General features: G+C 72.9%; 23 protein-coding genes. 15 read left to right on the top strand and 8 right to left on the bottom strand.

Annotated elements, in window-relative coordinates:
- Window positions 1-96: 96 nt before the first annotated feature.
- The 5 genes from AB0G11_RS36350 to AB0G11_RS36330 are packed head-to-tail and all read right to left on the bottom strand — an operon-like array spanning window position 97 to window position 5284.
- Window positions 97-1068, bottom strand: coding sequence for a LysR family transcriptional regulator (locus AB0G11_RS36350; protein WP_308126019.1), 972 nt, complete (start codon window positions 1066-1068; stop codon window positions 97-99).
- Between the two features lie 42 nt (window positions 1069-1110).
- On the bottom strand, window positions 1111-1803 hold the full coding sequence (locus AB0G11_RS36345; RefSeq protein WP_357591258.1) for a gamma-glutamyl-gamma-aminobutyrate hydrolase family protein: 693 nt from the start codon (window positions 1801-1803) through the stop codon (window positions 1111-1113).
- Window positions 1800-2564 (bottom strand): 3-oxoacyl-ACP reductase, encoded by a 765-nt coding sequence (locus AB0G11_RS36340; protein WP_219510409.1) that lies wholly within the window; start codon window positions 2562-2564, stop codon window positions 1800-1802. The genes AB0G11_RS36345 and AB0G11_RS36340 overlap by 4 nt, the downstream gene beginning before the upstream one ends.
- 3 nt (window positions 2565-2567) lie before the next feature.
- A complete protein-coding gene (locus AB0G11_RS36335) occupies window positions 2568-3911 on the bottom strand; it encodes an aldehyde dehydrogenase family protein (protein WP_357591257.1) in 1344 nt (447 codons plus the stop codon).
- A 2-nt stretch (window positions 3912-3913) separates the two neighbouring features.
- The gene (locus AB0G11_RS36330) at window positions 3914-5284 is read right to left on the bottom strand and encodes a glutamine synthetase family protein (RefSeq protein ID WP_357591256.1); all 1371 of its coding nucleotides are present in this window, start codon (window positions 5282-5284) and stop codon (window positions 3914-3916) included.
- 75 nt (window positions 5285-5359) lie between these two features.
- Between AB0G11_RS36330 and AB0G11_RS36325 the strand changes: the two genes are divergently transcribed.
- From AB0G11_RS36325 to AB0G11_RS36300, 6 genes are all read left to right on the top strand, one after another.
- A complete protein-coding gene (locus AB0G11_RS36325) occupies window positions 5360-6088 on the top strand; it encodes an FCD domain-containing protein (RefSeq protein WP_246646142.1) in 729 nt (242 codons plus the stop codon).
- A 45-nt stretch (window positions 6089-6133) separates the two neighbouring features.
- On the top strand, window positions 6134-6889 hold the full coding sequence (locus tag AB0G11_RS36320; protein ID WP_219510412.1) for a hypothetical protein: 756 nt from the start codon (window positions 6134-6136) through the stop codon (window positions 6887-6889).
- 11 nt (window positions 6890-6900) lie between these two features.
- Window positions 6901-7215, top strand: a complete 315-nt coding sequence (locus AB0G11_RS36315) for a hypothetical protein (protein ID WP_357591255.1) — start codon at window positions 6901-6903, stop codon at window positions 7213-7215.
- A gap of 250 nt (window positions 7216-7465) precedes the next feature.
- A complete protein-coding gene (locus AB0G11_RS36310; protein ID WP_357591254.1) occupies window positions 7466-9172 on the top strand; it encodes an ABC transporter ATP-binding protein in 1707 nt (568 codons plus the stop codon).
- A gap of 54 nt (window positions 9173-9226) precedes the next feature.
- Window positions 9227-10891 (top strand): urocanate hydratase, encoded by a 1665-nt coding sequence (gene hutU / locus AB0G11_RS36305; protein WP_357591253.1) that lies wholly within the window; start codon window positions 9227-9229, stop codon window positions 10889-10891.
- A 50-nt stretch (window positions 10892-10941) separates the two neighbouring features.
- A complete protein-coding gene (locus tag AB0G11_RS36300; protein WP_357591252.1) occupies window positions 10942-11775 on the top strand; it encodes a MurR/RpiR family transcriptional regulator in 834 nt (277 codons plus the stop codon).
- On the opposite strand, the gene AB0G11_RS36295 is transcribed toward AB0G11_RS36300, so the two are convergent.
- Genes AB0G11_RS36295 through AB0G11_RS36285 form a run of 3 tightly spaced genes read right to left on the bottom strand, consistent with a single transcriptional unit; the run spans window position 11755 to window position 14002 of the window.
- On the bottom strand, window positions 11755-12504 hold the full coding sequence (locus tag AB0G11_RS36295; protein WP_357591251.1) for an ABC transporter permease: 750 nt from the start codon (window positions 12502-12504) through the stop codon (window positions 11755-11757). The two genes, AB0G11_RS36300 and AB0G11_RS36295, sit on opposite strands and share 21 nt — an antisense overlap.
- On the bottom strand, window positions 12501-13454 hold the full coding sequence (locus AB0G11_RS36290; protein WP_357591250.1) for an ATP-binding cassette domain-containing protein: 954 nt from the start codon (window positions 13452-13454) through the stop codon (window positions 12501-12503). Before AB0G11_RS36290 ends, AB0G11_RS36295 begins: the two co-directional genes overlap by 4 nt.
- Before the next feature lie 8 nt (window positions 13455-13462).
- Window positions 13463-14002 (bottom strand): PadR family transcriptional regulator, encoded by a 540-nt coding sequence (locus AB0G11_RS36285; RefSeq protein ID WP_219510418.1) that lies wholly within the window; start codon window positions 14000-14002, stop codon window positions 13463-13465.
- 54 nt (window positions 14003-14056) lie between these two features.
- Here AB0G11_RS36285 and AB0G11_RS36280 point away from each other — a divergent pair, with 54 nt between their 5' ends.
- The 9 genes from AB0G11_RS36280 to AB0G11_RS36240 form a co-directional block, all read left to right on the top strand.
- Window positions 14057-14743, top strand: a complete 687-nt coding sequence (locus AB0G11_RS36280) for an SDR family oxidoreductase (protein WP_219510419.1) — start codon at window positions 14057-14059, stop codon at window positions 14741-14743.
- Between the two features lie 34 nt (window positions 14744-14777).
- The gene (locus tag AB0G11_RS36275; RefSeq protein WP_357591249.1) at window positions 14778-16262 is read left to right on the top strand and encodes an allantoate amidohydrolase; all 1485 of its coding nucleotides are present in this window, start codon (window positions 14778-14780) and stop codon (window positions 16260-16262) included.
- A complete protein-coding gene (locus tag AB0G11_RS36270) occupies window positions 16253-17575 on the top strand; it encodes a formimidoylglutamate deiminase (protein ID WP_357591248.1) in 1323 nt (440 codons plus the stop codon). The genes AB0G11_RS36275 and AB0G11_RS36270 overlap by 10 nt, the downstream gene beginning before the upstream one ends.
- Before the next feature lie 94 nt (window positions 17576-17669).
- Complete coding sequence (gene hutI, locus AB0G11_RS36265) at window positions 17670-18815, top strand: imidazolonepropionase (RefSeq protein ID WP_219519645.1); 1146 nt, start codon at window positions 17670-17672, stop codon at window positions 18813-18815.
- Window positions 18816-18921: 106 nt separating this feature from the next.
- Window positions 18922-19863 (top strand): sigma-70 family RNA polymerase sigma factor, encoded by a 942-nt coding sequence (locus AB0G11_RS36260; protein WP_219519642.1) that lies wholly within the window; start codon window positions 18922-18924, stop codon window positions 19861-19863.
- Between the two features lie 32 nt (window positions 19864-19895).
- Window positions 19896-20669, top strand: coding sequence for an MOSC domain-containing protein (locus AB0G11_RS36255; protein WP_246647119.1), 774 nt, complete (start codon window positions 19896-19898; stop codon window positions 20667-20669).
- A gap of 169 nt (window positions 20670-20838) precedes the next feature.
- A complete protein-coding gene (locus AB0G11_RS36250; RefSeq protein ID WP_357591247.1) occupies window positions 20839-22173 on the top strand; it encodes an ammonium transporter in 1335 nt (444 codons plus the stop codon).
- The gene (locus AB0G11_RS36245) at window positions 22170-22508 is read left to right on the top strand and encodes a P-II family nitrogen regulator (RefSeq protein ID WP_093259464.1); all 339 of its coding nucleotides are present in this window, start codon (window positions 22170-22172) and stop codon (window positions 22506-22508) included. The genes AB0G11_RS36250 and AB0G11_RS36245 overlap by 4 nt, the downstream gene beginning before the upstream one ends.
- Window positions 22505-24162, top strand: a 1658-nt coding sequence (locus AB0G11_RS36240) for a [protein-PII] uridylyltransferase (protein WP_357591246.1), incomplete at its 3' end; no start/stop codon positions are given. The genes AB0G11_RS36245 and AB0G11_RS36240, both read left to right, overlap by 4 nt.

Here is a 24162-nt window from a genome sequence, read left to right as displayed (position 1 = left end):
TGGCTCCTACGGGGGTGTGGAGTGGAAGAGCCCCGGCCGGCTGGGGTCACTCAAACCATGCCACCGCCAGTACGAAAACTGGTACCCAACATTTTCCTATAACGTCACGCTATGGCCATGATCAAGTGGCCCGTGGCGCTTCAACCAGGCCCGATAGGCGGGCGCCCGCACCGACTCCGCCCAGTACGTCTTCCGCACGGCCTGGACCAGGTCGGCCGCGGTCGCGGCGAGCGGGCCGCGGGCCGACCAGCCCAGCAGGTGCCGGAAGCGCAGCGGGGTCCCGGCCAGCGGGCGCAGCGTGACCCGGCCCCGGGGCGGCGCGGTCGCCTGGAAGAGGCCGACGCACCGGTCCTCGGAGATCAGGTCGAGCGCCACGTCGAGGTTGACGCCGTAGGACATGCGGGGCTCGAAGCCGCGCTCGGCGCAGGCGGCCCAGAAGTGCTCGCGCGGGCCCGCCTCGATCAGCGGCGGCAGCGCCCAGTCGGCGTCCGCCAGGTCGGCCAGCTCCACCTCCTCCTGCGCGGCCAGCGGGTGGTCGTGCGCCAGGCCCACGAACAGCGGCTCGGTGGCGACCACCGCGTAGACCGCGCCCTGCGGCGGCGACAGCTCGTGCCCCGGGTAGTCGTCCAGCGTGGCCAGCTCGATCCGCTCGGCGGCCAGCAGGCCGGGCAGCGGGTCCAGCGACTGCTCGGTGCGCAGGCTGACGTCGGCGTCGGGGAGCAGCGTGCGCAGGCTCTTGGCCACGTAGATCGCCAGCCGGGTGGGCGCGCAGCCGACCCGGATGCGGGCGTGCCCGGCGGCCTCGGCGCGGCGCAGGGTGTCGCGTTCCAGTTCCTCGAAGGCGGGCAGCAGCGACCGCGACCTGACCAGCAGCCACGCGCCGAGCGGGGTGGGCGTCGCGCCGTCCGGCCCGCGCTCGAACAGCGTGCCGCCGAGGCGTCGTTCGATCCGCTGGAGCTGGGCGGCCAGGGCGGGCTGGGACATCCCCAGGGCGCCGGCGGCGCGGGAAATGCTGCCGGTGTCGGCGATCGCGCACAGCACCCGGAGGTGGCGCACCTCGAGTTCCACGCTTCGAGCTTAAAAGTAAAGAAGCTTTCCAGTAAGGCCCAATCAGGGACAGGCCGCGACCAGAGCCTCGAACAGCTCGCATCCCGTGGCCGCCTCCGGATGCCACTGGACCGCCACGGCGAACGGACGGGAGTCCAGCTCGACGGCCTCGACCGTGCCGTCGTCCGCCGTGGCCGTCACCGCCAGCCCGGCCGCCAGGCGGTCCACGGCCTGGTGGTGATAGTGCGGCACGTCCACCGGGCCGTCGCCGAGCGCCTTCGCCACCCGGCTGCCCGCCACCGGCCGGACCGGCGACCACCCGAACGCGCCCGGCGCGGGGGAGTGGCCGGTGTGCCCGACGACATCAGGCAGATGCTGGTGGAGCGTGCCGCCGAGCGCCACGTTCAGCACCTGGAGCCCCCGGCACACGCCCAGGAACGGCAGCCCGGCGTCCAGCGCCGCCGCCAGCAGCGCGAACTCCGCCTCGTCGCGGAACTCCCGTACGTATCCCGTCCGCTCGTCCTGCGGCGCGCCGTAGCGTGCCGGGGCGATGTCGCCGCCGCCCGCCACGATCAGCCCGTCCAGCCGCGCGACCAGCCCGGCGGGCGCGCCGGCGGGCGGCAGCACGACCGGCTGGCCGCCCGCCCGCACGACCTGCTCCACGTACGCGTACGGCAGCAGCGCCGCCGTCGTCTCCCACACCGTGTAGCGCGCGGGCTCGACGTAGCAGGTGACGCCGATGACCGGACGGCTCACAGCGGCGTCACGTACGCGCCGGAGATGCCGCCGTCGACCAGGAACTGTGACGCGGTGATGAACGAGGCGTCGTCGCTGGCCAGGAACGCCACCGCGGCCGCGATCTCCGACGCCTCGGCGAAGCGCCCGATCGGCACGTGCACCAGGCGGCGCTGGGCGCGCTCCGGGTCCTTGGCGAACAGCTCCTGGAGCAGCGGCGTGTTGACCGGCCCCGGGCACAGCGCGTTGACCCGGATGCCCTCGCGGGCGAACTGGACGCCGAGCTCGCGCGACATCGACAGCACCCCGCCCTTGGAGGCGGTGTAGGAGATCTGCGAGGTGGCCGAGCCCATCACCGCGACGAACGAGGCCGTGTTGATGATCGAGCCCTTGCCCTGGCGGCGCATGTACTCCAGGGCGTGCTTGCAGCACAGGTAGACGCTGGTCAGGTTGACCTCCTGGACCCGCCGCCAGGCGTCGAGGCCGGTCTCCAGGATGGAGTCGTCGTCCGGCGGCGAGATGCCCGCGTTGTTGAACGCGACGTCCACGCTGCCGTAGGTCTCGAACGCCGTGCGGAACAGCCGCTCGACGTCCTCCTCGCTGGTCACGTCCGCCTTGACGAACAGGCCGCCGACCTCGGCCGCGGCCTTGACGCCCGCCTCCTCGTCGATGTCGGCGCACACCACGCGGGCGCCCTCCTGGGCGAACCGGCGCGCGGTGGCCAGGCCGATGCCGCTGCCCGCCCCGGTGATGACGGCGACGCGGTCCTGCAAACGCTGCATGCGCTACTCCGTGGATATGAAGACGTTCTTGGTCTCGGTGAAGGCCGCCAGGGCGTCGGGGCCCAGCTCGCGGCCCAGCCCCGACTGCTTGAAGCCGCCGAACGGGGTCCAGTGGCGTACGGACGAGTTGGAGTTCACCGACAGTGTGCCCGCCTCGACGGCCCTGGCCACGCGCAGCGCCCGGCCCACGTCGCGGGTCCAGATGGAGCCGCTCAGGCCGTAACGGGTGTCGTTGGCGACGCGCACCGCCTCGGCCTCGTCGGCGAACGGGACGACCGACACCACCGGGCCGAAGATCTCCTCGGTGAACGCCCGGTCCGTCACCGCCGGCGTCAGCACCGTCGGCGGGAACCAGAAGCCCTTGCCCTGCGGGCAGGAGCCCTGAAGGTACGGCTCGGCCTCGACGAAGCCGCTGACCCTGGCCAGATGCTCGGCGCTGATGAGCGGGCCCATCTCGGTGGCCGGGTCGAGCGGGTCGCCCACGCGCACGGCCAGCACGGCCCGTGACAGGCGCTCCAGGAACTCGTCGTACACCTCGGCCTGGACCAGGACGCGGGAGCGGGCGCAGCAGTCCTGGCCGGAGTTGTCGAAGACGGCGTACGGCGCGGCGGCGGCGGCCTTCTCCAGGTCGGCGTCCGCGAAGATGATGTTCGCGGACTTGCCGCCCAGCTCCAGCGTGAGGCGCTTGACGTGGTGCGCCGCCTTGGCGGCGATCTCCTTGCCCACCTCGGTCGAGCCGGTGAACACGATCTTGGCCACGTCCGGGTGCTCGACCAGCCGGGCGCCCGCGACCTCGCCCGCCCCCGGCAGCACCTGGAGCACGCCCTCGGGCAGCCCCGCCGCCAGCGCCAGCTCGGCCAGCCGCAGCGCCGTCAGCGGCGTCCACTCGGCCGGCTTGACGATCACCGTGTTGCCCGCCGCCAGCGCCGGGGCGACGCCCCAGCTCATGATCAGCATCGGGAAGTTCCACGGCACGATCACGCCCACCACGCCCAGCGGCTCCTGGAACGTCACGTCCACGCCGCCCGCCACCGGGATCTGCTTGCCGTGGTTGCGCTCCGGCGCGGCGGCGTAGAAGTGCAGCACGTCGCGGACGGCCCCCGCCTCCCAGCGGGCGTTGCCGATCGGGTGGCCGGAGTTGGCCACCTCCAGCAGCGCCAGCTCCACGGCGTGCGCGTCCACCACGTCCGCGAACGCGCGCAGCAGCCGCGCCCGGTCTCCCGGCGCGACCTCGCGCCAGGCCGCCTGCGCCTTCCTGGCACGCTCCACGGCCAGGTCCACCTCGGCGGCCCCGGCGAACTCGACCTCGGCGACGACCTCTTCGGTCGCCGGATTGATGATCCGCATGCTCACATCCGCTCGAAACCTCGGAACAGCTCCCAATCGGTCACCGCCGCGTCGAAGGCGGCCAGCTCCACCCGGGCGTTGTTCGCGTAGTGCGCCACCACGTCCTCGCCGAACGCCTCCCTGGCCGGCTTGGACCCCTCGAACAGCGCCAGCGCGTCCCGCAGCGTGGCGGGCACCGTCTGCGCGCCGGAGGCGTAGGCGTTGCCCTCGAACGCCTCCTCCAGCTCCAGCCCGCCGTCGATCCCGTGCAGCCCCGCCGCCACCATCGCCGCCACCGCCAGGTACGGGTTCACGTCGCCGCCCGGCACCCGGTTCTCGATCCGCAGCGACGGCCCGTGGCCCACCAGGCGCAGCGCGCAGGTCCGGTTGTCCACACCCCACTTGACGGCCGTGGGCGCGAAGCTGCCGGGCACGAAGCGCTTGTAGGAGTTGACGTTGGGCGCGTACATGAGGGTGAGCTCGCGCAGGCAGGCGAGCTGACCGGCGACGAACGCGCGGCCGAGCGGCGACAGCCCGTGCGGGCCCTCGCCCGCCATGACGAGCTCGCCGTCAAGGCCGCGCAGCGACAGGTGGATGTGGCAGGAGTTGCCCTCGCGCTGGTTCGGCTTGGCCATGAACGTGATCGCCTTGCCCTCCTGGGCGGCGATCTCCTTGGCGCCGTTCTTGTAGATGGCGTGGTTGTCGCAGGTGACGAGCGCCTCGGCGTAGCGGAAGGCGATCTCGTGCTGGCCCAGGTTGCACTCGCCCTTGGCCGACTCGACGTACAGGCCGGCGCCCTCCATGCCGAGCCTGATGCGGCGCAGCAGCGGCTCCACGCGGGCGGTGCCGAGCAGGGAGTAGTCGACGTTGTAGAGGTTGGCGGGCGTCAGATCGCGGTAGGCGCGCCGCCACGCGTCCTCGTAGGTGTCGTCGTAGACGACGAACTCCAGCTCGGTGCCCACCTGGGAGCACAGGCCGCGCTCGGCCAGGCGGGCGAGCTGCGCGCGCAGGATCTGGCGCGGCGAGGCCGTCACGTCGGCGCCGCCCTCCCAGGCCAGGTCCGCCATCAGCATGGCGGTGCCCTCCTGCCAGGGGACGCGCCTGAGCGTCGACAGGTCGGGCCTCATCACGAAGTCGCCGTAGCCGCGCTCCCAGGACGACATTGCGTAGCCGGCGACGGTGTTCATGTCGACGTCCACGGCGAGCAGGTAGTTGCAGCCCTCGGAGCCGTGGTGGAGCACCTCGTCCAGGAAGTAGCGGGCCGACAGCCGCTTGCCCTGGAGCCTGCCCTGCATGTCGGCGACGGCGAGCAGGACCGTGTCGATCCGCCCCGCGGCCACCTCGTCCCGCAGCTCGCCAACGGCGAGGAACCCGGCCCGCTCGTTCACGCCCATCCCGCTTTCCCGTTGATTGGGCTAGTCTCAGACCATTGATGTGTATAGCGGGATCATCTGTCAAGACCTGAGGACATGTTGGACGAGTCGGCGCGTTTGATGACGGTGCTGCGCCCGGTGCGGGCCGGCAACGCCTTCGAGGAGACCGTGGAACGGCTCCTGCAGGCGATCAAACTCGGCGTGGTCGCCCCGGGCGAGAAACTGCCGCCCGAGCGCGAGCTGGCGGTCCGGCTCGGCATCAGCCGCGTCACGCTGCGCGAGGCCATCCGCGCCCTCCAGGAGGCCGGCTACCTCGACGTGCGGCGCGGCCGTTACGGCGGGGCGTTCGTCACCTACGTGCCGCCCCGGCCCGCCGACGGCGACCTGCGCCGCGTCGTCGCCGACATGGGCACCGCCGACCTGACCGACGCGCTCACCTTCCGCATGGCCGTCGAGTGCGGCGCCGCCCAGGTGCTCGCCGGGACCCCGCTCACCGCCGACCGCCGTGCCGTGCTGGAACGCCGGCTGGCCGACCTGAACGCGGCCTCGCTGGAGGACTACCGGCGCCTCGACACCGCCTTCCACCTGTCGATCGCCGAGCTGACCGGCTCCCCGCTGCTGGCCGCCGCCTGCGCCGACGCCCGGCTGCGCGTCTCCGACCTGCTCAACGCCATCCCGATGCTCCAGGTCAACCTCGACCACGCCGCCACGCAGCACCGCGCCATCGTGGCCGCCGTCGTCGCCGGCGACCCGGACGCGGCCCGCCGGGCGGTCGCCGAACACCTGGAGGGCACCGCCGCGCTTCTCCGGGCGTTCCTCTCCTGACGGACACTCCACTCGGGCAGAGCTCGTAGAGTCTCTTTCAAGGTCATGGCGAACTGGTTCGAGCACAGCATCATCGCGACAGGACGGCTTCCGCTGTTCTGCTTCTTCGTCGCGCTCATCGTCACGTTCATCGCCACCCGCATCAACGTCCGGCTCATCCGGGCCAAGATCGGCTGGTTCCGCAACGTCAACGTGGGCGAGATGCACATCCACCACGTGGTCTTCGGCGTCATCCTCATGCTGGTGGGCGGCGTCGCCGGGCTGATCGTCTCCGGCGGCTCCCAGACCGGCTACGCCGTGGCCGCCTCCGTCTTCGGCATGGGCTCGGCGCTCGTGCTCGACGAGTTCGCGCTGATCCTGCACCTGCACGACGTCTACTGGGAGGAGGAGGGCCGCACCTCGGTCGACGCGGTCTTCATCGCCGTCGGGATCACCGGCCTGCTCCTGACCGGCCTGCGGCCCCTCGTCTGGGACTACGCGCTGCCGATCAGCCCCGTCCCGCTGATCGCCGCCCACCTGGCCATGGTCGTCATCACCCTGCTCAAGGGCAAGATCTGGACCGGGATGGTGGGCATGTTCGTGCCCATCCTGCTCGCGGTCGGCGTCGTCCGGCTGGCCCGGCCCGGCTCGCCGTGGGCGCACTGGTTCTTCGCCGGGCGCTCGCCGCGCAAGCTCGCCAGGGCGATCCGGCGCGAGGAGCGCTGGCGGCGTCCCGTCATCCGGGCCAAGATCGCCTTCCAGGAGTTCCTCTCGGGCCGCCACGACCTCCCGTCCACCCGCCGCGCCCGCCGCCTCCCGTGACCCCCGGCGGCGTGGGGGCCCTGGTGCTGGCGCTGCACGACCGCGGGCTCGCCGAAGACCTGGCCGCCGTGGCCGCGCTCGCCGGGCGCTGGAGCTTCCGCGAGTTCGAGGCGCACGCGCGGGCGCACGACGCCTCGTTCGGCCTGGACGAGCTGATCATGCGGCTGGAGTACGCCGAGTTCATCCCCGACGACGAGTACGCGCCGCACGGCGACGGGCCGGCGGTCCGGCGGTTCGCCGCGGCCTGGGTGGAGGACGTCAAGCTGCGGCGGGCCGACGACGGGGACGCCGACCACGACTGGCCCGACACCCCCGCCCTCGACTAGATCACCGCCCCGCCCCTCCTCGGCTCCGCCCCCCGCCCCCGCCTCTCCTCGGCCCCGCCCTCTGCCCTGCCCCCGTCCCCGCCTCTCCTCGGTCCCGGGCGCGCGCGTTCCCGTGGGGGGTGTTCTCCTCCTCAGGGAGGAGTCGTCAATCAAAGTTGACATACTTTGGTCGTCAATTTAGGTTGACCGGTGCGGATTCCGTTCCGTCGTTCGTTGGGTTTTTTCGGGATATGTCGCGAGAGGAGATCGCGTGATCAAGGAGTTGCTCGCTTACCTGCGACCGCACAGGGGCATCCTGGTCGTGGGCGGGGTGCTGGGCCTGATCGGCTCGGCGGCGGGCCTCGCGATGCCGCTGCTGGCCAAGTACGTGGTCGACGCGTTCGGCGAGAACGCCTCCATGGCCGGGCCGCTCATCGGGCTGACCGTCGCGGTGCTGGTCGGAGCCGTCGTGTCGGCCGGTGGCAGCTATCTGATGGAGCGCACCGGCGAGGGCATCGTGCTGGGCGCCCGGCGCAGGCTGGTCGACCGGATGCTGCGCCTGCGGGTCGCCGACGTCGACCGGCTCAAGCCCGGCGACCTGCTGTCGCGGGTGACCGGCGACACGACGCTGCTGCGCGCGGTGCTGACCAACGGCGTGGTCGACTCGGTCAGCTCGGTGTTCATGCTGGTCGGCGCCATCGTCATGATGGCCACGATGGACGGCGTGCTGCTGCTCGTCACGCTGCTCGTGATCGTGGTGATCGGCGGGCTGACCGGGCTGGTCATGCCGAAGATCCAGCGGGCCCAGAAGGACGCGCAGGAGGCCGTGGGCGAGATGGGCGCGGTCCTGGACCGGGCGCTGCAGTCCTACCGCACGGTCAAGGCCAGCGGCGCCGAGGAGCGGGAGATCGGCGTCGTCGCCGAGGCCGCCGAACGCGCCCGTGATCGCGGTCTCCAGGTCGCGGGCTGGACCTCGCTCGCCGGGGTCGCCACCTGGATGGCCGTGCAGATCGCCTTCCTGGCCGTGCTCGCCGTCGGCGGCGCCCGCGTCGCCGCGGGCACGCTGGAGGTCTCCTCGCTGATCGCGTTCCTGCTCTACCTGTTCTACCTGGTGGCGCCGATCGGCCAGCTCGTCGAGGGCGCCGTCCAGCTCCAGCAGGGCCTGGCCGCGATGAAGCGCATCCGCGAGATCGAGGACCTGCCCGGCGAGCCCGTCGGCGCCGTCCCGGCGAGCGACGCGCGCCCGCTCGGCGTCCGCTTCGACGGCGTCGTCTTCTCGTACGGCGAGGACCGGCCGGTCGTGCACGACGGCGTCACGTTCGAGGTGCCGCCCGGCGGCCTCACCGCGCTCGTCGGCCCGTCCGGCGCGGGCAAGTCCACCGTGTTCGCCCTGCTCGAACGCTTCTACGAGCACCAGGGCGGGACGATCACGCTGGACGGCCGGGAGATCCGCGACTGGCCGCTGGCCGAGCTGCGGGCCGCGCTCGGCTACGTCGAGCAGGACGCCCCCGTGCTGGCCGGCACGCTGCGCGAGAACCTGATGTTCGCCGCCACCGACGCGACCGAGGAGGAGCTGCTCCGCGCCGTCGCCCGCACCCGGCTCGACGACCTGGTGGCCCGGCTGCCCGACGGGCTCGACACCGCCGTCGGCCACCGCGGCGTGCTGCTGTCCGGCGGCGAGCGGCAGCGGGTCGCGATCGCCCGCGCGCTGCTGCGCAAGCCCCGGCTGCTGCTGCTCGACGAGGCCACCTCCCAGCTCGACGCGGTCAACGAGCTGCGGCTGCGCGAGGTCATCGCCGAGGTGGCGACCGAGACGACCGTGCTCGTCATCGCGCACCGGCTGTCCACCGTGACGAACGCCGACCGGATCGTGGTCATGGAGGGCGGCGGCGTCCGCGCGGTCGGCACCCACGACGAGCTGGTCGGACAGGACGGCCTCTACCGGGAGCTCGCGGCCACCCAGTTCCTCGTGACCTGAGCCGTTGTACTCTTCGGGTGACAAAGGTGAATGTGTTCATTCAGGAGGGTCACCATGGGCCGCACCGTCCGCGCGCCGCGAGGCGCCACGCTCACCGCCAAGGGCTGGCCGCAGGAGGCCGCCCTCCGCATGCTCCAGAACAACCTCGACCCCGAGGTCGCCGAGCATCCTGAGGAGCTGGTCGTCTACGGCGGCTCGGGGCGGGCGGCGCGTGACTGGCCCTCGTTCGACGCGCTGGTCAGGACCCTCACCACGCTGGAGGGCGACGAGACGCTGCTCGTGCAGTCCGGCCGCCCGGTCGGCGTCTTCCGCACCCACGAGTGGGCGCCCCGCGTCCTCATCGCCAACTCCAACCTGGTGCCCGACTGGGCCAACTGGGAGGAGTTCCGGCGGCTGGAGGCGGCCGGGCTGACCATGTACGGGCAGATGACGGCCGGCTCCTGGATCTACATCGGCACCCAGGGCATCCTCCAGGGCACCTACGAGACGTTCGCGGCCGTCGCGGCCAAGCGGTTCGGCGGCTCGCTGGCCGGCACGATCACGCTGACGGCCGGGCTCGGCGGCATGGGCGGCGCCCAGCCGCTGGCCGTCACCATGAACGGCGGCGTGGCCATCTGCGTCGACTGCGACCCGCGCTCGGTCGAGCGCCGCATCGAGCACCGCTACCTCGACGTCCGCGCCGGCTCCCTCGACGAGGCGCTGGAGCTGGCGTACGAGGCCCGCGACGCGCGCCGCCCGCTGTCGATCGGCGTGGTCGCCAACGCCGCCGACGCCCTGCCCGACCTGCTGGCCCGGGGCGCCGAGATCGACATCGTGACCGACCAGACCTCCGCCCACGACCCGCTGATGTACCTGCCGTCCGGCGTGGCCTTCGAGGACATGGCCGGCGAGCGCGACAAGGACCCGGCGGGCTTCACCGGCCGGGCCCGCGAGTCGATGGCCCGGCACGTCGAGGCCATGGTCGGCTTCCAGGACGCCGGGGCCGAGGTGTTCGACTACGGCAACTCCATCAGGGGCGAGGCCAAGCTGGCCGGCTACGAGCGGGCCTTCGACTTCCCCGGGTTCGTGCCCGCGTACATCAGGCCGCTGTTCTGCGAGGGCAAGGGGCCGTTCCGGTGGGCGGCGCTGAGCGGCGACCCGGCCGACATCGCCGCCACCGACCGCGCCATCCTGGAGCTGTTCCCCGAGAACGAGCCGCTGGCCCGGTGGATCAGGAAGGCGGGGGAGAAGGTCCACTTCCAGGGGCTGCCGGCGCGCATCTGCTGGCTCGGCTACGGCGAGCGCGACCGGGCCGGCGAGCGGTTCAACGACATGGTCGCCTCCGGCGAGCTCAGCGCGCCCGTCGTGATCGGGCGCGACCACCTCGACAGCGGCTCGGTCGCCTCCCCGTACCGCGAGACCGAGGCGATGGCCGACGGCTCCGACGCGATCGCCGACTGGCCGCTGCTCAACGCCATGCTCAACACCGCGTCAGGCGCCTCCTGGGTGTCCATCCACCACGGCGGCGGCGTCGGCATCGGCCGCTCCATCCACGCCGGGCAGGTCACCGTCGCCGACGGCACCGCGCTCGCGGGGGAGAAGCTCAACCGCGTCCTCACCAACGACCCCGGCACCGGCGTCATGCGTCACGTCGACGCCGGTTACGAGGAGGCGGCCGCGGTGGCCGACGAGCGGGGCGTCCGCATCCCCATGCGCGAGCGTCCCGAGGCGGGAAAGTGAGTTTTCCCGTTACGGGATGAGATTGCCGTGGCCGCGGTGTTGGAGGAGGCGTGACGGGCGCATACCACGGCGGGCTGGACGGGCTGCTCGACGGCCGGAGGCTGTCACCGGTGCAGCGCAGGATCGCCCACTACCTGTCGGAGCACCTCGAAGAGGCGATCTTCCTGTCCAGCGTCGAGCTGGCCGAACGGTCGGGCGTGAGCCAGCCGTCGGTGACCAGGTTCGCGATGGTGCTGGGGTTCGCCGGCTACCCGGAGCTGCGGCAGGCGCTGCGCCCGCTGGTGCTCGGCGCCCCCGCCGAACGGCCGCAGGAGAGCCTGATCAAGGGGGCCATCGACCGGGAGATCCGCAACCTGTCGCTGGTCCGTGACCGGCTCGGCAGCCTGCCGCTCAAGGAGCTCGGCGCGTCGCTGGCCGCCGCCGAGCCGCTGCCCGTGCTCGGGCTGCGGGTCTCGGCGGGGCTCGCCACCACGTTCGCCTACTACACCCGGCGCATCCACCCCGACGTCCGGCTGCTCACCCACGGCGGGTCCGAGCTGGCCGACGGGCTGCACGCGGCGCGCCGGGCCGGCGCCGAATGGCTGGTGGCCGTCGTGCTGCCGCGCTACCCGGCCGAGGTCATGCAGGCGCTGGAGTACGCCGGGAAGCTCGGCTACCGGGTGGCGGCGATCTGCGACCGGGCCGACTTCCCCGCCGAGGTGGTGCTCGACGCGCCCGTCGGCGACCGGCTCGTGTTCGACTCGCACGCCGCCCCGCTCGCCCTGGCGATGGCCCTGGTGGAGGCCATGGCCGACGCCGCGCCGCTGCGCACCCAGGCGCGGCTGGAGGAGTACGAGCGGATGACGGACGAGACCGGCACGTTCCTAACCGGCGATCCGCCGTAGCGAGCGCACCGACCAGGTGACGGTCAGCGCCGCCAGGCCCAGCATCACGGCGAACGCCAGCGGGATCGACAGGTCCGTCAGGTCACCGGCGAACAGCGCCCGGCCGGCCTCGACCGGATGGTAGAAGGGCGTGAACCAGGCGACCCGCTCCAGCCAGTCGGGGCCCAGCGCCATCGGCAGCAGCGCGCCCGACAGCAGCATCAGCGGCAGCGCGAAGAACTGCATGATCTGCCCCATCGCGTTCTCGTCCTTCAAGCCGAACGCCAGCCCGTACGCCACGCCGGAGGAGAACAGCCCCGTGACGCCGAGCAGCAGCAGCATGAGCAGCAGCCCGGCCACGCCGATGCGCAGGCCCATGAGCACCGCGATGAGGATCACCACGAGCGACTGCGCCATCAGCACGGCCACGTCGCGCAGCATCCGGCCGAGCACGATCGCCGGCCGCCACGCCGGCGTGACCGCGATCCGCTCCAGCACGCCGCTGCGCATCTCGTAGATCGTCCCGTACGCGACGCCCATTGAGCTGAACAGCGCCGTGATGACCAGCATGCCCGGCGCGAACGAGGTCAGCGCCCGGCCGAGGTCGCCCCCGGCCCCCATGCCCGCGTACAGCGGGCCGAACAGCAGCAGGTACATCACCGGCTGCATGATGCCGAACAGCGGCCAGATCGGGTTGCGCAGCGTGCCGCGCATCTCGTGGCCCAGGAAGAGCGCGGTGTCCCTGATCACGCGGCCACCCCCGTGTCACGCAGGGACCGGCCCGTCTTGGCCAGGAAGACGTCGTCGAGCGTCGCCCGGTCGAGCGAGACGGACGTGATGCCCAGCCGCTGCTCCTCCAGCGTGCGCAGCAGCACCGGCAGCGTGTGCTCGCCGTCGTCCACGTACACGCGCAGCACGTCGTCGTCCACGCGGGTGTCCTTGGCCAGCGGCGCCAGCGTGCCGGCGGCCCGCTCCGGCTCGGCCAGCCTGAGCGTCACCACGTCGCCGGACACCTCGCGCTTCAGCTCCGCCGGGGTGCCGTCGGCGACGACCACGCCGTGGTCGACGATCGCCAGCCGGTCGCAGAGCGCGTCGGCCTCCTCCAGGTAGTGGGTGCTGAGCAGCACGCTGGTGCCGCCGTCGCGCAACTCCCTGATGCGGTCCCACAGGTTGGCGCGGTTCTGCGGGTCGAGGCCGGTGGTCGGCTCGTCCAGGAACAGCAGCGGCGGCGTGTGGACCAGGCCGAGGGCGATCGACACGCGCCGCTTCTGGCCTCCGGAGAGGGTACGGCCCGGCCGGTCGGCGATCTCCGCCAGGCCGAACCGCTCCAGCACCGCGGCGGTCGCCTTCTCCGGCTGCGGCACCCCGTACAGCCTGGCCGCGAAGACGATCTGCGTCCGCGCGGTGTTCTGCTCCTCGACGCCGCCGTTCTGGCTCACGTAGCCGAGGTTGCGCCGGACCATCGCCGGCTCCCTGAGCAGGTCGTGGCCGGTGATCGTGGCGGTGCCCGCGTCGGGCCTGATCAGCGTGGCGAGCATCCGGATCGTCGTGGTCTTGCCGGCGCCGTTGGGGCCGAGCACGCCGTAGATCTCGCCGGCCTTCACCTCCAGGTCCACGCCTCGGACGGCCTCGACCGTCTGGGGTCCTTTGCGGCTCTTGGTGGTGAAGGTCTTCTTTAACCCATGTGCCTGAATGATCATGCTTCTCCCTAGGGAAGCTCGTCGTCTTCCACCTTCCGCATCGCCTGCTGGCACCATTCGAGCTGCGCGCGCAGCGTGCCGATGTTGAGCTTGAGGTTCTCGTCGATGTGGCGGGGGGCGCCGTAACGCTGCTTGGCGCCGAGCGCCCGCTCGGTCGTCGCGATGCCCAGCTTGAGCTGCTCGATCCTGTTCTCCATGGCGGCCAGGATCTGGGACTTCTCGAGCCGGTCGAGATACGTGACCGCCACCTGGAACGGGTCGACGATCGGCTGGAGCTCGTGCCAGGTCTGCATCAGCAGCCGGTGGAACTCGAACCGGCCGTCCTCCGTCAGCTGATAGACCGTGGAACCGCCCTTGCCGCCCTCGACCACCTCCAGCAGGCCCTCGTCGGCCATCTTGCCGAGGCCGTGGTAGATCGAGCCGAACTTGACGTTGGCCCAGGTGTCGGTGCCCCACGTCTCCAGGTGCCTGCGCACCTGATAGCCGTTGAGCGGGCCGTCGAGGAGGGTGCCGAGGATGAGGATGCGGGTCGTGGATGCTGTGGACACACTCAAGTTTGTATTCAAATTTGAATGCCTGTCAAGCGTGAGAGGCTTCCCGTCATGAGCGAACGACCGACGGCCCTGGTCACCGGGGCCTCACGCGGGGTGGGCGCGGCCGTGGCCCGGGCCTTCGCCCCGACCCACCACGTCATCCTCGGCGGCCGCGACCGCGACGCGCTCTCGGCGCTGGCCGCCGAGCTGCCCGGCGCGCGGGCCTGGCCGGTCGAGCTGACCTCCGTCACCGAAGCCGACGTCGCCGGGATCGACCGGCTCGACGTGCTCGTCCACAGCGCCGGCCTCACCCGGCTCGGCCGCATCGGCGACCTGCCCGCCTCCGTGTGGCGCGAGACCATGGAGCTCAACCTGTTCGCGGTCGCCGAGCTCACCCGGCTCCTCCTGCCCGCCCTGCGCCGTGCCCGAGGCCACGTGATCTGCGTCAACTCCGGCGCCGGCCAGCGCGCCAACCCCGGCTGGGCCGCCTACTCGGCCAGCAAGTTCGCGCTGCGCTCGTTCGCCGACGCGCTCCGCCTCGAAGAGCCCGAGCTGCGCGTCACCACCGTCTACCCCGGGCGGATCGACACCGACATGCAGCGCGGCGTACGCGAGCAGGAACGCGGGGCGTACGAGCCCGAGAAGTACCTCACCGCGCAGAGCGTCGCCCGCGCCATCCACGCCGCCTGCACCGCCGGGCCCGACGCGCACCTCACCGAACTCACCCTCCGGCCGAGCGCGGGACCCCTCACCTGACCGCCTGAATGGATCCATTCACTACAGTGGGTCCATGCTTGAAGATCTCGCGCGCGTGGGCCGCGACCCCGCCACCGGAGGCTACGTACGGGACGCCTGGTCGCACGCCGACCAGGAACTGCGCGAATGGTTCGCCGGCGAGGCCACGCGCCGCGGGCTCGACCTGCGCGAAGACCGCAACGGCAACCTGTGGGCCTGGTGGGGCGACCCCGCCCGCGAGCCCGGCGTCGTCACCGGCAGCCACCTCGACTCCGTCCGCCAGGGCGGCGCCTACGACGGGCCGCTCGGCGTCGTGTCCGCCTTCGCCGCCATCGACCTGCTGCGCCGCCGCGGCTTCCAGCCCCGCCGGCCCCTCGGCGTCGTCTGCTTCACCGACGAGGAAGGCGCCCGATTCGGCGTCCCCTGCGTCGGATCCCGGCTCCTCACCGGCGCGCTCACCCCCGAACGGGCGCTCGGGCTCACCGACGACCACGGCGACACCCTCGCCGACGTCCTCACCCGCCTCGGACGCGACCCCCGCGCCCTCGGCCCCGACCCCGAGACCCTGCGCGCCATCGGCGTCTTCGTCGAACTCCACGTCGAACAGGGCAAGGGGCTCGTCGAGCACGGCCGGCCCGTCGGCGTCGCCAGCGGCATCTGGCCCCACGGGCGGTGGCGCTTCGACCTGCGCGGCCAGGCCAACCACGCCGGCACCACCCGGCTCGCCGACCGGCACGACCCCATGCTCGCGCTGGCCCGCCTCGTCCTCGCCGCCCGTGAGCACGCCGCCCGCCGCGGCGTCGTCGCCACCGTGGGCAAGGTGCTCGTCTCCCCCAACAACGCCAACGCCGTCCCGGGGCTCGTGTCCGCCTGGCTCGACGCCCGCGGGCCCGCCGAGGCCGACGTCCGCGCCCTCGTGGCCGACCTCCACCACCTCACCGCCCCGCCCGTTCACCCCGCCGCCCCCCAACCCCCCGAACCCCGCACCCCAGCCGGTTCCCCCAGCCCCCAGCCCCCGCCGGGCAACTCGGTCCGGGGCCAGGCCCCGGCCCCGTACGGCGCGGCCTCCACGGGGGGCGCGGCCTCCCAGGGCGGTGCGGTCCCGGAGGGTGGGGTGGCTTCGGTGGGTGGCTCCTCCTCGGGGGAGGCCGCAGCCCCGTACGGCGGTGCGGGCTCCTCGGGGGGTTACGTGGGTTCGGTGAAGCGTCGGGGCTTCGAGGAGGGCGGTTTGGCTCCGGGTGAGGGGTCGGGCTTGCGGGGTGGGGTGGTGGTGCGGGAGGAGTCCTGGACGCCGCTGGTCGGGTTCGATGTGGGGTTGCGGGAGCGGGTGGGGCGGGCAGTGGGGGGTGAGGTGCCGGTGCTGGCGACCGGGGCCGGGCATGACGCGGGGATCCTGGCGGCGGCCGGGGTGCCGAGCGCGATGTTGTTCGTGCGCAACCCCACCGGCGTGTCCCATGCCCCGGATGAGCATGCCGAGCAGGCAGACTGCGAGGCGGGAGTCGCCGCACTCGCGAACGTGCTGGAGGAGCTGTGCCGCTGACCTACTGGTGCGAGCAGGCCTGGCTGCCCGACGGCGTGGCGGCCGGGGTGCTGGTCGAGGTGGAGGGCGCCCGGATCGTCGGGGTGCGCCGGGGTGAGCCCGGGGGCGCGCACCGGCTGCCGGGGTTGACGATCCCGGGCCTGGCCAACGCGCATTCGCACGCCTTCCACCGGGCGATGCGGGGTGTGACACAGGGCGGCAAGGGGGATTTCTGGACGTGGCGCGACCAGATGTACGAGGTGGCCGCGCGGCTGGATCCGGACGCGTATCTGGCGCTGGCCCGGGCGGTCTACGCCGAGATGGCGCTGGCAGGGATCACGAGTGTGGGGGAGTTCCACTACCTGCACCACGGCCCGGGCGGCACGCCGTACATCGATCCGAACACGATGGGGCACGCGCTGGTGCAGGCGGCGCGGGAGGCGGGGCTGCGGATCGCGCTGATCGACGCCTGTTATGTGGCGGGCGGGCCGGGGCGGGCGCTGGCGGGGGCGCAGTTGCGGTTCGGCGACGGTGACGCGGACGGGTGGGCGGTGCGGGCGGAGGAGCTGGCCGCCGCGTACGAGGGCCAGCCGGACGTGGAGATCGGCGCGGCGATCCATTCGGTGCGGGCGGTGCCGCCGGAGCAGATGCCGGTGGTGGTGGAGTTCTCGCACCGGCACGCCGCTCCGCTGCACGCGCACGTGTCGGAGCAGCGGGCGGAGAACGCCGCCTGCGTGGAGACGTACGCGGCGACCCCCGTGCAGGTGCTGCACGAGCAGGGGGCGCTGGGCCCGCGTTCGACGGCGGTGCACGCCACCCATCTGTCGGAGGTGGACGTGGAGCTGCTCGGGCAGTCGGGGACGCACGTGTGCATGTGCCCGACGACGGAGCGGGATCTGGCCGACGGGATCGGGCCGGCGAGGAGGGTGTACGACCGGGGGGCGCCGGTGACGCTGGGGTCCGACAGTCACGCGGTCGTGGACCTGTTCGAGGAGGCGCGGGCGGTCGAGCTGGACGAGCGGCTGGCGACGGAGCGGCGCGGCCATTGGAGCGCCGCCGAGCTGCTGGGCGCGGCGACGGCGGCGGGGCACGCGTCGCTGGGGTTCCCGGAGGCGGGGCTGCTGGTGCCGGGGGCGTGGGCGGATCTGGTGACGGTGGGCCTGGACTCGGTGCGTACGGCGGGTGCGGGCGGGCTGGAGGCGGTGGTGTTCGCGGCGACGGCGGCGGACGTGCGCTCGGTGATCTCCGGGGGCCGCCGGGTGGTGTCCGATGGCCGCCACGAGCTGGGGGACGTCGGCGCGATGCTGGCCGACGCGATCGGCCGCGTGAGATGACCGCGCGGGACGACCCGCGCGGGACGGCGATGACGGCATGACGGCATGACGGCATGACGGTGACGATGACGGCGACGAGGGCGGGACGGGTGCGATGACGACGACGGTGATCGACGGGATCGGGTTGCTCTACACGGGGGATCCGGAGCGGGAGGAGGTCGCCGGGGCGGCGCTCGTGCTGGAGGACGGCCTGGTCGCCTGGGCGGGACCGGCGGGGCGGGCCCCGGCGGCCGATCGGCGGGTGGACGCCGGGGGCAGGGCGGTGATTCCGGGGTTCGTGGACAGTCACGCGCATCTGGTGTTCGGAGGCGACCGCACCGCCGAGTTCCGGGCCCGCATGTCGGGGGAGCGCTACACGGGCGGCGGCATCAGGACGACGGTCGAGGCCACCCGGGCGGCGGGCGACGCGGAGCTGGCCACGCGGGCCGCCGCGCTGGTCGCCGAGATGCTGGCGCAGGGCACGACGACCGTGGAGATCAAGAGCGGTTACGGCCTGTCCGTGGAGGACGAGCGGCGCTCGCTGGAGATCGCCACGTCGCTGACCGACGAGACCACGTTCCTCGGCGCGCACGTGGTGCCGGCGGGCGTGGACGCCGACGACTACGTCCGGCTGGTCACGGGTGACATGCTGGCGGCCTGCGCCCCGTACGCGAAGTGGGTGGACGTCTTCTGCGAGCGCGGCGCCTTCGACGGCGAGCAGTCGGCGGAGATCCTCAGGGCCGGACTGAAGGCGGGGCTGCAGGCCAGGGTGCACGCCAACCAGCTCGGCGAGGGGCCGGGGGTGCGGCTGGCGTGCGAGCTGGGCGCGGCCTCGGCCGACCACTGCACGCATCTGAGCGCCGCCGACGTCGACGCGCTCGCCGCCTCGGAGACGGTGGCGACGCTGCTGCCGGGGGCGGAGTTCTCCACGCGCTCGCCGTACCCGGACGCCAGGCGGCTGATCGACGCGGGGGTGACGGTGGCGCTGGCGACCGACTGCAACCCGGGCTCGTCGTTCACCTCGTCGATGCCGTTCTGCGTGGCGCTGGCGGTGCGGGAGATGGGGATGACGCCGCTGGAGGCGGTGCGGGCCGCGACGGTGGGCGGGGCGCGCGCGCTGCGGCGGACGGACGTAGGCTGGCTGGGTCCCGGCGCGCGTGCCGACCTCGTCATCCTCGACGCGCCCTCCTACGTTCATCTGGCTTACCGGCCCGGCGTTCCCCTTGTTCACCAGGTGTTCCAGGACGGCCTCCTCCTTTAGGAGGACATCCAGAACCGTCCGCTGGTCGTAGTCCTTTAGGGAATCTTTGCCCCTGGCCGGACGTTGGCCGGATATAGAACGCAGCTGCGGAACGAGGTGCCTGGGGATGGCAAGGCCTACGGGGAGTCGCGCGCAGGAGCAGGCGGTCGCCGACCGCGATCTGCTGGGGACCTACCTGGCGGAGATCGGCAGGGTCCCGCTGCTCACGGCGGAGCAAGAGGTGGAGCTCGCCAAGCGGATCGAGGCGGGCCTCTTCGCCGAGGTGCTGCTCGACAGCGGGGGCGCGGAGCCGCGGATCGGGGACGCGGCGGACGAGGAGCTGGAGCGGCTGGCCGTCTCCGGCCAGCGGGCGAAGGACGAGTTCATCCAGGCGAACCTGCGCCTGGTGGTGGCGGTGGCCCGCAAGTATTCGGGGCGCGGGATGCCGCTCATCGACCTGGTCCAGGAGGGCAACCTCGGGCTGGTCCGGGCGGTGGAGAAGTTCGACTACAAGCGGGGTTACAAGTTCTCCACCTATGCCACGTGGTGGATCCGGCAGTCGGTGGGCCGGGCGATTCACGAGCAGGCGCGGCCGGTGCGGCTGCCGACGCACGCCGGTGAGCAGATGACGCGGCTGATGCGGGTGCGGCGCGACATGCTGGCCGAGTTCGACGTGGAGCCGACCGACGAGGATCTCGCGGCGGTGCTGGAGCTGCCCATCGAGCGGGTGCGCGAGCTGCGCCGCTGGGCGTCCGACCCGGTGTCGTTGCAGCTCGGCGTGGGTGACGAGGACGAGACCGAGCTGGGCGACATGATCGCCGACGAGACGTGGGCGGATCCGGAGCAGCAGGCGATCGACATCCTGGAGCGCGAGCGGCTGGACCAGTGGCTGACCGGGCTGGAGGGTGACGCGAGCGAGATGCTGCGGTGGCGTTACGGGCTGGTCGACGGGCGCGAGCACACGCTGACCGAGGTGGGGGAGCGCTACGGCATCGGCCGTGACCGGGCGCGGCGCATCGAGCGTGACGCGCTGGCGCGGCTGCGGCGGATGGCCGACGCCGCCGCCTGAGCTCGCCGCACCGGGTACCTAGGATTCCGGGCATGCAGATTGGTGAGATCGCGTCCCTGTTCCGTTATCCGGTCAAGTCGATGCTGGGCGAGGAGGTCGCGGCCAGCAGCGTGAGCGAGCGCGGGCTGGCCGGTGACCGGGTGAAGGCCGTGCTCGACGTGGCGACCGGGAAGATCGCCAGTGCCAAGAACCCGAGGCTGTGGCGCGGGCTGCTGACGCTGTGCGGCGGCGCGGCGCCCGGTGACGCGGAGCTGTCGGAGCTGCTGGGCCGCGAGGTCCGGCTGGTGGACACGCCGCCCGAGGGCGCCGAGCTGGAGCGGTCGGTGCCGGACGAGGTGCTGGACCGGGGCGTCGACGCGGAGGTGCCGTTCACGGTCGGCGGGCTGGGCGGGGCGGCGCCCGAGGGCACGTTCTTCGACTTCGCGCCCGTCCATCTGATCACCACGTCGGCGCTGGCCAGGATCGGCGAGCTGGGGCCCCGCGGGGTGGTCGAGGCGGCCCGCTACCGGCCGAACCTGGTGATCACGACGCCCGAGCCCGGGTTCCCGGAGAACGCCTGGGTGGGCGCGGAGCTGGCGGTGGGCGACGAGCTGGTGCTCGGCGTCATCGCGCCGACGCCGCGCTGCGCGGTGCCGACGCTGGCCCACGGCGAGCTGGGGCGCGACACCGACGCGCTGCGCACCCCGGCCCGGCACAACCGGGTGGACGTGCTCGGCACCGGCCCCCAGCCGTGCGCGGGCGTGTACGCGCGCGTGCTGCGCCCCGGCACGATCGCGCAGGGCGATCCGGTGCGCCTGGCCCGCTGAAGCCCCTTGCGGGCGGGGCTCATAGGACCGCAACGGGCCGCGTGAACTGTCCGAAACGCGGGTGAAACACCGGCGCGGCGAGATTCACCCATGCGAAACACACCAGGTGGAGGGCCGAAACCGGCGGCGAACACGCTGTGGCGACACGTCACATTTAAGGAGGGTCGCCGTGCAGATCGATACCGGCACCACGGCCTGGATGCTCGCGGCCACCGCGCTGGTGCTGTTGATGACTCCCGGCCTCGCGTTCTTCTACGGTGGTATGACCAGGGCCAAGAGCGTCCTGAACATGATGATGATGTCGTTCGCCGCGATCATCACCGTCACCGTCATCTGGGTGCTGTTCGGCTACTCGCTGGCCTTCACCGAGAACCCGAGCCCCGCGCTCAACAACCTCGTCGGCGGGTTCGACGCGCTCGGCCTGCAGAGCCTGGTCGACACCGCGACCAAGGACGACGGCACGGGCATGCCGAGCCTGCTGTTCGCGGCCTTCCAGCTGACGTTCGCCATCATCACGGTCGCCCTGATCAGCGGCGCGATCGCGGACCGGGCCAAGTTCGGCGCCTGGGTGCTGTTCACCGTGGTGTGGGCGACGATCGTGTACGTCCCGGTCGCGCACTGGGTGTGGGGCACCGGCGGCTGGCTCAACGCGATGGGCATCGAGGACTTCGCGGGCGGCACCGTCGTCCACATCAACGCCGGAGCCGCCGCGCTCGCGCTCGCCCTGGTGATCGGCAAGCGGCAGGGCTGGCGCAAGGAGCCGATGCGGCCGCACAACCTGACGCTGGTGCTGCTCGGCGCGGGCCTGCTGTGGTTCGGCTGGTTCGGCTTCAACGCGGGCTCGGAGCTGGCGGTCGACGGCACGGCCGCGCTGGCGTTCATGAACACGCAGATCGCCACCGCCGTCGCGGCGGGCGCCTGGCTCGTGGTGGAGAAGCTGCGCGACGGCCACGCCACCAGCCTGGGCGTCGCCTCCGGCGCGGTCGCCGGGCTCGTCGCCATCACCCCGGCGTGCGGCTTCGTCGACCCGTGGGCGGCCATGCTCATCGGCCTGCTCGCCGGCGCGGCCTGCGCCTACGCGGTCGGCCTGAAGTACCGGCTCGGCTTCGACGACTCGCTCGACGTGGTCGGCGTGCACCTCGTGGGCGGCGTCGTGGGCGCGGTGGCGCTCGGCTTCGTGGCCGCCTACCCGTTCCTGCCGCAGCAGAGCAAGGGCCTGTTCTACGGCGGCGGCCTCGGCCAGCTCGGGCTGCAGGTGCTCGGCCCGGTCGTGGTCGGCGCCTACTCGTTCGCCGTCACCTGGGTCATCGCCAAGGTCATCGACAAGACGATGGGCTTCCGCGTCAAGCCCGAGGACGAGGTGACCGGCATCGACGTCACCAGCCACGCCGAGACCGGCTACGACCTCGGCACCGTCTACGCCTCGGGCGTGACCTCCCCCAACGGCCCCGTCACCGTCACCCCTGCCCCCAATAAGCCGGCCCCCAAGAAGGTGGAAGCATGAGGCTCATCACAGCCGTCATCAAGCCCTTCAAGCTCGATGACGTGAAAGCGGCCCTGGAGCAGTTCGGCATCAAGGGCATGACGGTCAGCGAGGCGAGCGGCTACGGCCGCCAGCGCGGCCACACCGAGGTCTACCGGGGCGCCGAGTACCAGGTCGACCTGGTGCCCAAGGTCCGGCTGGAGGTGCTGGCCGAGGAGGACGACGCCGAGGACGTCATCGACGTCATCGTCAAGGCGGCCCAGACGGGCAAGATCGGCGACGGCAAGGTCTGGTCCGTCCCGGTGGACACGGTGGTCCGGGTGCGCACCGGGGAGCGGGGGCCGGAAGCCCTGTGACGAGGGGAGAGGCGCGGTCCTACGCCGCGGCCCGCAAGGAGCGGGCCGCGGACACCGACCGCTGGCTCAGGGATCTCTTCCGCACGGCGAGCGACGGGGAGCGCGTCTCCCTCGTCGCCGTCGGCAGTCTGGGCCGCGGCGAGCTGGCCCCGGGCAGCGACCTCGACCTGGTCCTGCTGCACGACGGCCGGCCGGACGTGGCCAGGATCGCCGACCGGATCTGGTACCCGATCTGGGACTCGGCCGCCGGGCTCGACCACTCGGTGCGCACGGTGGACGAGGCCGTCTCGGTGGCCAGGCAGGACCTCAAGGCCGTGCTGGGCCTCATCCAGGCCCGGCACGTGGCCGGCGACCCGGAGCTGACGCGCCGGGCCAGGGAGGGCGTGCTGGCCGAGTGGCGGGCCGACTCGCGGCGGCGGCTCGCCGAGCTGCGCGAGTCGGCCGACCAGCGGGCCAAGGTCAGCGGCGAGCTGGCCTTCCTCCTCGAACCCGATCTCAAGGACGGCCGGGGCGGGCTGCGCGACGTGCAGGCGATGCAGGCGGTGGCGGCGGCGTGGGTGGCCTCGGCCCCCGGCCCGCGGGCGCGGGAGGCGTACGAGTTCATCCTGGACGTCAGGCACGCGCTGCACGTGGTCACCGCGCGCGGCGCGGACCGGCTGGTGCTGCAGGAGCAGGACGCGGTGGCGGGGCTGCTGGGCCTGCTCGACGCGGAGGCGCTCATGCGCAGGCTCGCGGAGGCGGGCCGGACGATCTCGCACGCCTTCGACGGCACCTGGCGTTCCGTTGACAGGCTGCTGTCAGGCCCGGTGCCGCGCGGGCGGCGTCCGCTGGCCGACGGGGTGGTGGAGCACGGTGGGGAGGTGGTGCTCGCCCGGGGGGTGTCGCCGCGCAAGGACCCGGTGCTGGTGCTGCGGGCCGCCGCCGCGGCGGCCGGGGCGGGGCTGCCGCTGGCGCCCGCCACGGTGTCCGTTCTCGCAGCTCAGTCGCCTCCGATGCCGGTGCCGTGGCCGGAGGAGGCGCGTGACGCGCTGGTGTCGATCCTCGGCGCCGGGCGCGCCGCCGTGCCCGTGTGGGAGGAGCTCGACCAGGCGGGCATCCTTGTCAGACTGCTTCCTGACTGGGAGCGCGTACGGCACCGGCCGCAGCGCCATCCGATCCACCGTTTCACCGTCGACCGGCACCTGATCGAGGCCGCCGCGAACGCGGCCGGCCACACCCGCGAGGTCTCGCGGCCCGACCTGTTGCTGATCTCCGCGCTCTTCCACGACATCGGCAAGGGCTGGCCGGGCGACCACTCGGTCACGGGCGAGGTCGTGGTGCGCGACCTCGGCGCGCGCATCGGCCTGCCCCCGGCCGACGTGGACGTGCTGGCCACCGTGGTGCGCCACCACCTGCTGCTGCCCGAGACGGCCACCCGCCGCGACCTGGACGACCCGGTCACGATCGAAAAGGTCGCCGCCACCGTCGGCTCGCGCGACGTGCTGGACCTGCTGGCCGCGCTGGCCGTCGCCGACGGCGCCGCGACCGGCCCCGCCGCCTGGAACGCCTGGAAGGCCGGGCTCGTCGCCGACCTCGTGCGCCGGGTGCGCTCGGTGCTGGCGGGCTCGCCGCCGCCGCAGCCGCCCACGCTCTCGCCCGAGCAGGCGGCGCTGGC

The organism is Nonomuraea sp. NPDC023979, from assembly GCF_040639085.1.
Lineage (GTDB): Bacteria > Actinomycetota > Actinomycetes > Streptosporangiales > Streptosporangiaceae > Nonomuraea > Nonomuraea ceibae.
Note: the sequence above shows the minus strand (reverse complement) of the source record. Positions and strands in the feature narration are given on the sequence as shown.